Origin of the sequence: Acinetobacter sp. 22512 (assembly GCF_052044755.1) — a bacterium.
Classification (GTDB): domain Bacteria; phylum Pseudomonadota; class Gammaproteobacteria; order Pseudomonadales; family Moraxellaceae; genus Acinetobacter; species Acinetobacter pittii.
On sequence record NZ_JBQENP010000005.1, the window covers coordinates 1 to 12,676 of the forward strand.

Below are 12,676 nucleotides of genomic sequence, written 5' to 3' on the forward strand. Positions count from 1 at the left end.
GATGAGTGTCTATAGTTTACCAAGTTAAAACCTCCTGTTTTCTCAGCACACATCAATGATTGGCGCATCAATTTTTTTATCTCTATATGCTTTACACTCAACATAAATTTTTTTCCCAGAAACTTTGTGTTCACATAATAAATCTAATTCACTGCCAGTCTTTCGCACTTCCTCTGTCACTAGATAATTTTGTGCTTCAAGCATTTTTTTACACAGTTTTTCTAGTAAATCACCCTTATCTTTAGTTGTAGCGGAGTTAGGAGTACAAATTTCAATATTCATTAGAAATACTCAAGATTTAATTATTTTCTGCTGTCATAACCTTATCAAAACTTTTACTACTCTTAAATACTTTAAAATTAATAAATTTCTTTGTAGGTTATGGTTAGATTATGAGATATATAAAAAGTTTATTATCTAAGTAATTTTAATTAAATTTTTAAAAAAAACAAAAGGTTGCATATATTTTTTTGCTTTTTTCACTGTGGCTACTTCGAGGTGTGTTGGTATCTAATATATTGTAGTAGGATTGCTTGGTCCTTAAATCTAATATTAGTCTTAAAGATTTATTCTTATATAGATATGCAATCACATAGGTTTAGCGAGTATTCGTAGGAATCTTCACTCATTTCTGAGATAGATAGTTATAATTGAATCAAATATTTTTTTAGTTAAGTTGAAATTTACACCTAATTTACACCATGGAATCCTAAAAATTATTTAAGATAATGATAATTTTAAAAATATTTTAATTGTGTGTCCAATCCATCAATTTGTTAATTTGTTCGTTAACTATATTGGAAGAAGACATATTCTTATTGAGTGTGATATGAAAACTTATAATTTTATCTTTACGTATGCCATGTCACAGAGTGGCTACCCTAGTGACAAGAAATGTGAATCAATAAAAAAATTAGAAAATAAGATTGGCAATAGGCAAATAGAAAAATGGACCAAGCTAGATAAAGTAGAAAATACTTTTATAGGTGAGTTAGTACTTCACTCATGTAGTATTTCTGAAAAAAGCGAAGAAGCTAAGCGGATTGTAAGAACTGTATTCGAAGAGATGATGTTTGAAATAGAAGTATATAGTGATGTTACTTTTACTATAGCCATGTTGGTTGATGGGTTAGGTGAATATTTGGAATTTAATGCTTAGTTTGGGTAACTTAAGATATATTAACAATAGTTAAAACGGTGTTGATATATCAGCTATAAGTGCGCAATTAAAGTCTTCTTTTCACAATTAAACCCAAAAACTGGACTGGTAGGTTGCGTACAAATATCGGTTAATCTTTAATAGAAACAAGTCTTTGAATAATTCCCGTAGAGTTAATCAATAATTCGCTGTTTAGCGTTGTTAAAATAACAGTGATTATGATGCAATCAGGACGAGCTCATGAGAGACTGATTTCTCGTCTGTTTCAGAAGCTCATATTCCTGAATAGACTTTTTCAACCGATCAATTGGAAGATAGAATTCATCTTTGAAACCCAATTTTTTCATAAAGGCTTGGCAATCCTGATTGGGACATTCAATTTGTAAATATTCATATCCAAATTTCTCTCCAAAATTACAGAGTTCTTAGATTAAAGCCGTTCCATAACCATTTTTCTGTTTCTTAAATCCGATGCGAGCAACAACAATATATTTTTTATCTTTATGTTCAGCAAAGGCATATTCCCCGAACCTTAGGTAAAGATCAATTAAACTTTTATCCAATGCGATAGTTACGTTCGTTTGCGGCTTTTTTTGTCTTAATTGCATAGATGAAATTCTCATTCTTGAATATCCGAATTGCTCTGTGGCAAATCTTCGGATTAAACATGAGATTTCATTTTGTTCTTCAAGCCCAATGAGTCCATCTTCTTCTAATGATTGGAATGATTTTGTATTCATTTTTACTCCAAAACTATAATTTCAATAATTAGCTAAGCAGGTCAAAGTATTAAGACTTTTACTATCCCTGACCTAAAATGGTGCTGTTTAAGTGACCTCCTCATGCACAGGCATTTCAGCTTTTCCATCTAAAAAGTCTGCGTACCATTGAAGCATAGAGCGTCTGTTTCTCAGCCATTTAGCATGGTTATAAGTTGCTCTTGTTTTATCATTATCAGTATGTGATAACTGTTTTTCAATCCATCTATCATCACTACCTAATTCATTTAAATATGTTGATGCAGTAGCCCTAGCGTCATGGGGGGAGACATCATTCATTTTCAAAGCATCAAGAGCAAAATTTAGAGTAGAGCGACCTAACATTTTTTCAGGTTTGCCAAGAGTAAGTTGCATTGGAGAAGAGAATACAAACTGACATTTTGCAGTGATTGTGTATTGCTCTTTCAGTATGCTGAAAGCCTGATCAGATAAGGGTAGTAGATGAATTTTATTATTTTTCATGGCACGCTTACCTTCAATGATTTCTTGAAAGGTACGTTCTGGGAATGTAATGGTTTTATTTTCCCAATCAACCCAAGCCCATTCTAATCTTCTTACTTCAATAGTACGTAACATTGTATAAAATAGAAAATTAAGAGCATTTCTTGTTGTTTGTGCTCCATTATATAAAGGTATTCTTTCTTTCAGTTCCCGTATTTCCTTCATCGATAACGGTCTGGCATGATTAATTTTTTGGCGTTTTATAACACCTTTAACTGCATATGTAGGATCAACTTCTGCTAATCCTTTCATAATACAAGACCGCATGATCATCCCAATAAACGTTTTATTAACAATTGCTGTCGTTTCACCGGTACTTGGTTTTAGTTTTTGTGACCGAGTTGATGTTCTAATACGTTCCATGGTGTTATTGATAATGAGTAAAACATGCTTGCTAGTCACGTCTTTTGGATGTAAATGCCCAATTACAGGGTAGATATCTGTTTTTAAGCCATACTCAATAAGCTTTTTATAATCCTCTGATTTATCAATTTTATGTTTCTCTTTCCATTCATCTCCATATTTTTTAAAAGTCTCTTGTTCTGTCTCTAAAGCAAGGCGAGCGGTTTCATTACGATGAGCGACAGGATTTATTCCTTTAGCCAGTAAGGCTCTATCTCTAGCATGATAGTAACGTGCTTCAGCAAGAGATATTGATGGGTATTCTCCATAAGTAATAGAACCTTCTTTTTTATTTAAGGAGAATTTGTGAATCCAAACTTTTTTCCCACTTGGTCTGACTTCTATATAAAGCCTATCTGCATCAAGCTTACGATATGGTTTGTCTTGTGGTTTTAAGTTTTTGACTTGGGTATCTTTTAACATGATGAAAAAACGGGTAAGAGGATTGGGATATACCCGTCATCTTACCCGTTTCTATGGTGTTTTCAAGCGAAGTAATAAGAAGTAATAAGCAATTAGTTCATATTTGTTTTGTATAAAAATCAATATCTTGTGAATTTATACGAACTCAAACGAAGTAACTTAATCTTTAAAGTTATTAAACTGTAATGGCACACCGAATTGTTGTTCACGTAAAAAAGTCATGACTTGTTGTAAGGTGTCACGCTTTTTATCAGTCACACGAATTTTGTCGCCTTGAATAGAAGATTGCACTTTAACGCCACTTTCTTTAATGGCTTTATTAATTTTTTTTGCAGTATCAGAGTCAAGACCATCTTTAAGTTTAATGACTTGTACAAAGTTTTTGCCTGAAGCCGCAGCTTTTTGTGGATCAAGTGCTTGAACATCAATTTTACGTTTATAAAAATGATTTTCTAACATGTTATAAACTTGTTCACACTGGAAATCACTTTCGGTACTGATTTTGATTTCTTTATTTTTTTCATTTAATTCGATAGAAACATCGTGACCACGGAAGTCAAAGCGTGTTGCAATCTCTTTTTGTGTGTTTTGTACAGCATGATTAACTTCAAATAACTCTAATTCAGAGACAATATCGAAAGAAGGCATAGTTTAGACCTTTACAAAGTGAAAGAATATTTGAGATGCTAAGAGGGTTTTCTTCATTTGCCAAGTGTTGTTTACATCAAAGGAGTGCACAATGATCCGTAAACAAGAAATTACAACATTTGAATTCCCAGAAAATGCTGTTATCTGGGATGTCCGTGATACTAATGCTTATGCAGAAGGGCATGTTAAAGGTGCGGTGAATCGCCCAATTAATGATTTGAATGCTGATATTTTGAACCAGGTCTCTGCGGGTCAGCCGATTTATATTTTATGTGGTGGTGGTAGCAAAGCTCCTCGTGCAGCTGAGAAACTAGAAGGATTGGATGCCTCGCGTGAATATGTCGTGCTGATGGGCGGGACACGTGCAGCTCGTGATGCTGGCTTGCCTCTAGAGCAGGGCGCATAAAAAAAGCACCTTCGGGTGCTTTTTTATTGAAGTGAATTATTGCGGTTTAAAATAAGGCTTTTTAGGTTTCACTTTCTTTTGGAACCGTTGAGGATTCAATTTTTGTAATAAGTGGTCTGGTACTGGACAAGCTTCTCCTAACATTTGAGCAACTAAGATTTCACTGCACAGCGGGGCAAATAAGAACCCTTTAGAGCCAAGCCCAGCAAAAGTAGCAATTCGGCTATTGTCCTGCATTTTTCCAACCAGCGGAAAATAATCCAAGCTTTGTGCCCGTATGGATGCACGCCCTTGCCATATCGAAGGTGACGGTAACTTTTCAGCATATTCAGGGAATACGTTGTGGATTAATTCAAAGTTATGTACATGATCTTCGGGAAGTACATCTTGATCTTCACGATTTGGGTAGAAAGACGCACCTAAAATCATCAGCGAGGCATCAAGTTGCATGCAATAGCCGCCATAGCTATAAGCTTCATTTAAAGGCAGGGGAGCAAACGTATTATCAACCCAGCTCACTTGTCCACGTATTGGTTTTAACTGTGGATAGCTGTCAAATAAAGCAGCACTTTCTCGAGCACAGCACACAACGACATGATCTGCTTCTGCAATAATTTGATTGTCGGTGTGCAATTGAACTTTATTTTCAGAAGAAACAAGTGCTGTGACATGGGCAATTTTGAGATTGATACATGGATGCTGCAAAATTTCATCACGTAATTGATGTGGTGAAACGGAACCAGCCTCAGTTAGTAATATGCTTGAGTAATCAGTTTCAAGTGAGCTCACTGAGTTGGTAACAACTTGAGCTGGATACTGATTTACCAAATCTAGAAGTTCTTCTGCATTTTTCAATGCAATTTGTTGAATTTGAAGTGGACGGAATGCATTAAAATTTTTATAAAAATTTAAAGCATGTTGCCAACTTAAGGTCATGAGATGTTCATGACTTTGTTCAATTGGGCATAGTTTCGGATTAAGTAATGCCAAAGGATTTCCAGAGGCACCCAATAGTGCCTTGGTTTGCTCGTATAAGGTCACTTGGTGGCCACGTGCTGCAAATGCCCACGCCGTGCTTAAACCTGCTACACCAGCCCCTATAATCGCAATATGCTGTTGCTCTGTAGCCAATGTATGAGTTTGCCCTAATTCTGTGGAACCTTCATCAGATTCAGGCAGATTCCAGACTGCTTTGAGCATTTCTCGTTTATGGCCAAAACCACGTGGACGAGAAATATCAATACCATGTGCTTTGAGTCCACGTTTTAGAATGCCAGCAACACTAAAAGAGGCAAAGGTAGTGCCATAACCTGAAAGACGGACAATATTATTTAAAACATTTTGTTCCCACATGTCTGGGTTACAAGATGGTGCAAAGCCATCTAAAAACCAGGCATTCACAGCTTTAGTTTTAGCCATGCTTGGGAAAATTTCTTGCGCATCTCCAAGCCATAAATCGATGCTAAAACGTTCTTTAGGAAAAGTTAAACGATGACATCCAGCAATAGGCAGGGGATATTGTTCAATTAACTGCTCTGCAAGTGGTTTAAGTTCATCCCAGACATTTAAAGCGCGAATAAGATCAGCTTTACTTAATGGAAATTTTTCCACGCTAATTGCATGTAAATGGCTTTGATTATCAGGACGAACTTGCCGCCAAAGTTGCCAGAGTGCAAGAATATTTAAACCTGTACCAAAACCGGTTTCTCCTACACTGAAATATTCAAAATCTTTTAGATTAGCTAATCGTTCTGATAAGTCATTACCATTTAGAAAAACATGTCGTGTTTCAAGTAGGCCATTATCTTTAGAGAAGTAGACATCACCAAATTGTTTAGAAATGGGAATCTCGATACCATCGACAAATTCCCAGTCCAGCTCTGCTGTTTGGATACGGTTTGATACGTTCATTGAATTTAATAGATCGCTTGGTATTACCACTGGCGTCGACGTTTTGTATGAATATAACTAGCAATAAAGAAACCTAGCAATACACCACCCGCTAAGGTAACAGCGCCATATAAAAACATTTGCGCACTTCGTTCGCTTTGTAAGACTTGAACCTGAACAGAGAGATTATCATTTTTTAGCTGTAACTCTTGGTTCTGGGCCAATGCTTCAAGGTTGGCATGTTCTAGCTGTTTTAAGCGAGATGCTTGATCTTGAACCAGGGCTTTGATTTTTGCGTCTTGCTGTTGCTTGTTCTTTGCGAGCTGTTCTGCTGTAAGTGGTTGTGTTGCAGTTGGTGCTGTCGTCGCTGCAGTTTTGGCTCCAGTTGAAGATGTTGGAGCTGGTTTAGCGGCTTGAGTTGAAGGCGCACTTGGGGAAGGAGCTGCTGGTGTCGCAGCAGGTTCAACTGCTCCAGCAGTTGAACATATCAAACACAAGCCAAGAAAGCTTTTGATTGCAAGCTGCATGCGATTACCCTTTTGGAAATGCTTTATTAAACGGTTTTACATCAACGTGAGCATAAATGCCTTCTTTAAGAAATGGTTCTTCTTTTAACCATTCATCTAATGCTTCGCGACTGTCGAATTCAACAATCATGGTGCTACCATAGAAGCCTGCTTGCGGATCATTAGGATCTTTTGGCATAGCACCCGCTGTAACAAGGCGGCCTTCATCATCGAGTTTTTGTAAGCGTTCGATATGCTGAGGGCGTACTGCCAAGCGTTTTTCTAAAGTTCCTTCGTTATCGGTACAGCTTAGAACAAAAAAAGGCATGTAATCGTATCTCTATAATCAATCAGGAAGCATTTTAAGCATCTGGTGACTTAAAATGTTTGCGTAAAATAATGAACTGAATAATGATAAATGAAAACATCACGATCATGTCACCAAATGCAGTAAATTCGCCCCAATATTTTCCACCGTGAAATAAAAACGCGAAGAATATATGCAGACAAGACATCACGACAAACATCGCAGCCCAAGCAAAATTGAGGTTTTTCCAACCTTTTTCACTCAAATCTAAAATCGGGTCAAATAAGCGTTGAATGAGTGGTTTACGATCTTTACCAAACCAAGGTGAAATCAAGAATGCGCCTGCAAAAACTAAATTTAAAATCGCAGCTTTAAGACGAATATAGAAGTCGTCACTTAACATGAGGGTGATACCACCAAAAATGACAGTCATAAACAATACAAACCACTGTTGTTTGTCAAGACGGAATTTTTGGAAAACGAATAGGGCACCATATACCACAAGCATTGAAATAATTAATCCAGTCGTCGCTACAAGAATATTATTATTATCGGCACCACCAGCAGACCCGATCAGTTTGAGTAAAGGATGCTGGGTGTCAGTTGGATCAACTGTTTTATATAAATAGAAGAAAATAATTAATGGAACAAAGTCCAGAAGTGCTTTCATGTTAGAGTATCTGATCAGGTTTGGCGAATGGCATAGTATAAAAGATGCAAGGCATAGATTTACATACACATAGCAATATTTCTGATGGAACTTTGTCTCCGGAATTACTGGTGCAAGCTGCTATAGATGTGAACTTGCATACATTGGCTTTGACTGACCACGATACAATGGATGGGTTACAGCGTGCAAAAATTGCTGCACAAGGTCATGATTTAAATATTATTTCTGGTGTAGAGATTTCTAGTCAATGGTCGCGCCCAACCACTAAGAAGAGTTATGGTGTACATATTGTTGCTTTAAATATGCAAGATGAAGCACCAATTCTAGAAGCATTAGAACAACAAAAAAGAATTAGAGCGCAAAGAGCTAAAGTGATTTGTGAGCTATTAGAAAAATGTATTGGCTTTCAGATTTATGATGATGTTCTTGCTAAAGTAGAACATCAGGCGGATAGGATAACAAGAACTCACATTGCTAAAACATTGGTCGAGAAAAATGTCGTGACTCGTCCTCAACAAGCATTCGATCGTTTCTTAAAAGAAGGAAAACGTGCTTTTGTAAAGTTTGAAGGACTAGGCTTAAAAGAAACGATTGATGTGATTCATCAAAGTAAAGGCTTCGCAGTATTAGCACATCCGACCCGTTATGATTTATCTGCAACTAACGTTCGTTATTTAATTGAATTATTCGCGACATCAGGTGGAGATGCAATTGAGTTACCTCCACCAATGGAACCTCTATCTACTCGCCAGATGATTGATCGAATGATTGAACAATATCAGTTGGCAGTTTCAATTGGCAGTGATTTTCATGGTGAAAATATGCCATGGATTAAACTCGGAAATACGCCTAAACCCACTGATAAGCAGTATGGGATTTGGGAACGTTTTGTTTAAACTTTTTATAGTAAGTTGTTATCTTGAGCCTGAATTGGCGGTGGGGTAGGTTTACCGAGAGTCCCTAATAGTTCAATCTCGATACTACGTACCATTGCATCTAGCGGTAAATCATTACTTTGAGTACCGAAGGGCTCTTCAATTTCAGAGCTTAGCGCATCTAGACCTAAAAATGTGTATGCCAAAATTCCGACGAGTAAAGGTGTTGCTAATCCAAGCAATGAACCCAGACTAAACGGCAACATAAAACAGAAAAAATAGACTGTGCGGTTAAGTAAAACTGAATAAGCAAATGGAATAGGTGTATTGGCAATTCGGTCACAGCCAGTTTGTACGACGCTTAAGTCGGCAACATTCTTATTCATTTGTGCATAAATGATGTCAGAAATTTCGCCTTCTTTAAGTGCCTGCAACAATTCCCAGTGAATGAGACTGAGCGTGTACTGAGGGGCATTATTTTGTTGGTAGAGTTGAGTGAGTGCTTGCTGACTCATACCACTGGTTTGAATCAACTCAGTTGGGTTCGCCGTCTGACGACGTAAACGGTCACGCAATACATTAGCAAAAACAATCACATGTTGAATAACACGCTCACGGCGAGCTTGAGTTAAAATACGGCAGTCACGGTCAAAATGGCGTGAAGTTGCGATTAGAACGCCCCATAATTTTCGGGCCTCCCACCAACGGTCATAACACGCAGTATTTTTAAATCCTAGGAAGATTGAAAGTACGACACCAATGAGCGTGAAGCCAACCAAAGGAATCTCTGGAAAGCGATAAAGATTGATGTACTCCACTCCACCAATGATTGCCGAGATCAGCATCACAACGCCTAGGGATGGCAAAATTTTGGGTAAAATTGTGCCTCGCCAAGAGAATAAAACTTTGAAAATACTAGGCTGTTCCCGAACAATCATTTTATTTTAAACGTCGCTATTTTTGTTTTGATCTTCTAGGCTTAGTGGTACTTTGTCAATATCATTGAAATGATATTGTTGCTGGGTTGAGCAGTTGTTGTTCAGCAAAGGAAAAGCTCCCTTCTGGTGAGATAATAAAATGGTCAAGCAAACGAATTTCGACAAGCTGACAAGCCTGTTCAAGTTGCTGAGTTAAGGCAATATCTTCGGAAGAAGGCTGCGCTGAACCAAATGGATGATTGTGTGCAATAACGAGCTGGCAAGCATGTTGCTGTAAGGCGTAGCGTAGGGTTTGATTGACCGAGACTGCGCAATGCTGAACTGAACCAAAGAATAGCTTTTTAAAATGAAGCTTTCTTAATTCGGGATCTAGGCACAAAACAGCAAAGACTTCTTGTTTTTCGCCTTTTAATTCATAACGCAGATAATCCAAAACTAAATCTGATGAATGAAGGCTGATATTATTTGTCTGGAAGTGATGATCGAGATAACGCCGTCCAAGTTCTTTGACTGCCAGTAATTGTGAATATTTCGTTGCCCCAATGCCATTAAATTGAGTTAACTCACTAAATGAGGCATCAAACACGGCATTAAGATTACCGAAGTGCTGAATGAGTAAACGAGATAACTCGACTGCTGAATGTTGCCTTGAACCTGAGCGAAGAAAAATCGTGAGTAGCTCAGCATCTGATAAACTTTGTGGACCTTGTTGTAATAACCGTTCTCTTGGCCGTTCTTGTTCAGGCCAATTTTTAATAGAAGTATTCATATTCCCCAGCATTATTCGCTTAAAATTTTATTTTGTTTGCCCAATCAATCTTGGGTCTGCGCGTATTTAATGCTATTGTGAGCGCCACTGCAACAGAAAGGTATCCTGTTCGTGAGCTTTGATCTAAGTGTTATTCCTCATAAAAACATTGTTTTAGCTGTTACTGGCGGAATTGCTGCCTATAAAAGTGCTATCTTAGTCCGCCGCCTCAAAGATTATGGCTTTGACGTGCGAGTGGTGATGACACATGGTGCTCAGGCATTTATTACACCACTAACTTTTCAGGCTCTTTCTGGTAATCCTGTTCATACTGAACTTCTAGACCCTGCGGCTGAAGCGGGTATGGGACATATTGAATTAGCACGTTGGGCTGATTTATTACTAGTCGCACCTGCAAGCTGTGACACATTGGCTAAATTTGCGAATGGTTTGGCAGATGACTTGCTCAGTACAGTTTTTTTGGCAACAAAATCTCCTGTCTGGGTAGCTCCGGCGATGAACCAGCAAATGTGGGCTGCTAAAGCTACACAACGTAATTTGCAAACCTTGGTCGAAGATGGCGTGCATGTGATCATGCCGGATGCGGGTGAGCAGGCTTGTGGTGATGTTGGCTTAGGCCGTATGCCTGAGCCAGAAGAAATTGCTCGCCAAGTCGCTGGCTATTTCCATCAAGCTCAACGTGCCATCGCTGAGAAATTTGGGCTGTTGGCAGGTAAGCGAGTAGTTATTACTGCTGGGCCAACACGTGAAGCGATTGACCCTGTCCGTTATATCTCAAACCATAGTACTGGAAAAATGGGCTTTGCTTTAGCCGCTGCTTGTTATGCTGCTGGCGCGCAAGTGACTCTGATTGCGGGACCTGTAAGTTTAGATACGCCTAATGGTGTTCAACGTGTAAATGTTGCCTCAGCACGACAAATGCTCGATGTCAGTATGAGTTCACTAGAAACAGGCTGCGATATTTTTATTGCGACTGCGGCAGTTGCAGACTATCGCGTAGCAGAAGTTGCTGAGCATAAAATTAAAAAAGCAGGGGATGAGTTGAATGTTTCCCTTGTCAAAAATCCGGATATTGTGGCAACAATCGCAGGTCAGGAAAAACGTCCATTTATGGTGGGCTTTGCAGCCGAAACGCAAAATGTTGAAGAATATGCGGCAGGTAAACTTGTTGCTAAAAAATTAGACATGATTGCGTGTAACGATGTATCACGTGCTGATATTGGGTTTGCTTCTGATGAGAATGCGATGACAGTTTTCTTTGCTGAAAGCTATCACATGAAAAAGCGTGAGTTGGAGAAAGCATCTAAACAGGAAATTTCTCAACAATTGGTTGAAGCTATTTCAGATGCATTACGCCGTAAATAATTTTTGAATCAAATAAAAAAAACCGCGAATGAATCGCGGTTTTTTTTATTTGTCTTGTTTTAGACAGCTTAAGGAATTTCATCCTCAAATTCAGGCTTAACCTGAACAATGAAGTCTTGACGGTTAAGACCACGCCATAATGCAAATGCAGTACCGATATAAATCGAAGAATAAGTACCGACAAATACACCAACAAACATTGCCACAGAGAACCAGTGTAGACCATCACCACCTAAGAACATCATAGCTAGAACAACCAGCAATAAAGTCATTGATGTATGAATGGTACGACGTAAAGTCTCAGTTAACGCAATATCGACGATTTCACGAGGAGTCGCACCGCGAATTTTACGGAAATTTTCACGAATACGGTCTGACACTACAATGTTATCGTTAAGCGAGAAACCAATAACAGCAAGTACCGCAGCTAACACTGTAAGGTCAAATGGCCATTGGAATAATGCAAAAGCACCAATAATAATGATGATGTCGTGGAATAAAGACATTACGGCACCCATCGCGAGTTTAAACTCAAAGCGAATGGTTACGTAGATCAACATTAAGATAAGTGCAAGTGCAACGGCACCAGCAGAACGGACATAGAGTTCATTACCAACTTGACCACCAACAGAGTCCACTTTATGAACTTCGGCAGCATTATTTGGTAACTGCACTGCTTTAGTAATCGCATTACTAAGGTCTTCAACCTTAACTTCTTGTACTGGCATACGCACAAGTAAGTCTTTATTACTACCTAAGGTTTGTACTACAGCATCTTTAAAACCAGCTTTATCGAGTGCCTGAATAACTTCAGACTGATTGGCTGGTTGAGCATAGTTAAGCTCAGCTGAAACACCACCTGTAAAGTCCAAACCGAGGTTAAGACCTTTAGTCGCAATAAAGAAAATACTTGCCAAAGTAATAAGGATCGAGAAGATCGCCGCAGGTTTGGCAATCTTCATGAACGGGATGATTTTTGCATCATCCGGACGACCATATTGTTTTGAATCTTGTTGAGTCACTTTAGTCATCATCGAT

14 protein-coding genes and 1 pseudogene are annotated in these 12,676 nt (G+C 38.3%); 4 read left to right on the forward strand and 11 right to left on the reverse strand.

Going from position 1 to position 12,676, the window contains the following annotated elements:
• Positions 1-54 precede the first annotated feature (54 nt).
• Positions 55-282, reverse strand: a pseudogene (locus ACTJJG_RS06965) (restriction endonuclease); the annotation flags it as partial.
• Between the two features lie 547 nt (positions 283-829).
• Here ACTJJG_RS06965 and ACTJJG_RS06970 point away from each other — a divergent pair.
• Complete coding sequence (locus tag ACTJJG_RS06970) at positions 830-1,159, forward strand: hypothetical protein (protein ID WP_000860807.1); 330 nt, start codon at positions 830-832, stop codon at positions 1,157-1,159.
• A gap of 425 nt (positions 1,160-1,584) precedes the next feature.
• On the opposite strand, the gene ACTJJG_RS06975 is transcribed toward ACTJJG_RS06970, so the two are convergent.
• From ACTJJG_RS06975 to ACTJJG_RS06985, 3 genes are all read right to left on the reverse strand, one after another.
• Positions 1,585-1,899: a hypothetical protein gene (locus ACTJJG_RS06975; protein WP_001093468.1), complete on the reverse strand. Its 315-nt coding sequence runs from the start codon at positions 1,897-1,899 to the stop codon at positions 1,585-1,587.
• 87 nt (positions 1,900-1,986) lie between these two features.
• Positions 1,987-3,264 carry a tyrosine-type recombinase/integrase gene (locus tag ACTJJG_RS06980; RefSeq protein ID WP_000910421.1) on the reverse strand — a complete coding sequence of 426 codons (1,278 nt, stop codon included), beginning with the start codon at positions 3,262-3,264 and terminating at the stop codon, positions 1,987-1,989.
• A 159-nt stretch (positions 3,265-3,423) separates the two neighbouring features.
• A complete protein-coding gene (locus tag ACTJJG_RS06985) occupies positions 3,424-3,912 on the reverse strand; it encodes a YajQ family cyclic di-GMP-binding protein (RefSeq protein ID WP_002051423.1) in 489 nt (162 codons plus the stop codon).
• A 91-nt stretch (positions 3,913-4,003) separates the two neighbouring features.
• Between ACTJJG_RS06985 and ACTJJG_RS06990 the strand changes: the two genes are divergently transcribed.
• The gene (locus tag ACTJJG_RS06990; RefSeq protein ID WP_002116171.1) at positions 4,004-4,318 is read left to right on the forward strand and encodes a rhodanese-like domain-containing protein; all 315 of its coding nucleotides are present in this window, start codon (positions 4,004-4,006) and stop codon (positions 4,316-4,318) included.
• 36 nt (positions 4,319-4,354) lie between these two features.
• Here ACTJJG_RS06990 and mnmC read toward each other — a convergent pair whose 3' ends face one another.
• From mnmC to ACTJJG_RS07010, 4 genes are read right to left on the reverse strand one after another with little or no spacing between them, the layout of a single operon-like run.
• Positions 4,355-6,229 carry an FAD-dependent 5-carboxymethylaminomethyl-2-thiouridine(34) oxidoreductase MnmC gene (gene mnmC, locus ACTJJG_RS06995; protein WP_032056728.1) on the reverse strand — a complete coding sequence of 625 codons (1,875 nt, stop codon included), beginning with the start codon at positions 6,227-6,229 and terminating at the stop codon, positions 4,355-4,357.
• Positions 6,230-6,252: 23 nt separating this feature from the next.
• On the reverse strand, positions 6,253-6,735 hold the full coding sequence (locus ACTJJG_RS07000; RefSeq protein ID WP_372552710.1) for a hypothetical protein: 483 nt from the start codon (positions 6,733-6,735) through the stop codon (positions 6,253-6,255).
• Positions 6,736-6,739: 4 nt separating this feature from the next.
• Positions 6,740-7,042 carry a YciI family protein gene (locus tag ACTJJG_RS07005; protein ID WP_002116400.1) on the reverse strand — a complete coding sequence of 101 codons (303 nt, stop codon included), beginning with the start codon at positions 7,040-7,042 and terminating at the stop codon, positions 6,740-6,742.
• A gap of 34 nt (positions 7,043-7,076) precedes the next feature.
• Positions 7,077-7,691: a septation protein IspZ gene (locus tag ACTJJG_RS07010; protein ID WP_032056726.1), complete on the reverse strand. Its 615-nt coding sequence runs from the start codon at positions 7,689-7,691 to the stop codon at positions 7,077-7,079.
• A 44-nt stretch (positions 7,692-7,735) separates the two neighbouring features.
• On the opposite strand from ACTJJG_RS07010, the gene ACTJJG_RS07015 reads away from it, so the two are divergent.
• Positions 7,736-8,587 (forward strand): PHP domain-containing protein, encoded by an 852-nt coding sequence (locus ACTJJG_RS07015; RefSeq protein ID WP_032062603.1) that lies wholly within the window; start codon positions 7,736-7,738, stop codon positions 8,585-8,587.
• Positions 8,588-8,592: 5 nt separating this feature from the next.
• On the opposite strand, the gene ACTJJG_RS07020 is transcribed toward ACTJJG_RS07015, so the two are convergent.
• Positions 8,593-9,504, reverse strand: a complete 912-nt coding sequence (locus tag ACTJJG_RS07020) for a bestrophin family protein (protein ID WP_005064169.1) — start codon at positions 9,502-9,504, stop codon at positions 8,593-8,595.
• 61 nt (positions 9,505-9,565) lie between these two features.
• The gene (gene radC / locus ACTJJG_RS07025) at positions 9,566-10,285 is read right to left on the reverse strand and encodes a RadC family protein (RefSeq protein ID WP_372552711.1); all 720 of its coding nucleotides are present in this window, start codon (positions 10,283-10,285) and stop codon (positions 9,566-9,568) included.
• 99 nt (positions 10,286-10,384) lie between these two features.
• On the opposite strand from radC, the gene coaBC reads away from it, so the two are divergent.
• Positions 10,385-11,638, forward strand: coding sequence for a bifunctional phosphopantothenoylcysteine decarboxylase/phosphopantothenate--cysteine ligase CoaBC (gene coaBC, locus ACTJJG_RS07030; protein ID WP_002116235.1), 1,254 nt, complete (start codon positions 10,385-10,387; stop codon positions 11,636-11,638).
• A 68-nt stretch (positions 11,639-11,706) separates the two neighbouring features.
• On the opposite strand, the gene secF is transcribed toward coaBC, so the two are convergent.
• Positions 11,707-12,672: a protein translocase subunit SecF gene (gene secF / locus ACTJJG_RS07035; protein ID WP_005804728.1), complete on the reverse strand. Its 966-nt coding sequence runs from the start codon at positions 12,670-12,672 to the stop codon at positions 11,707-11,709.
• Positions 12,673-12,676 lie beyond the last annotated feature (4 nt).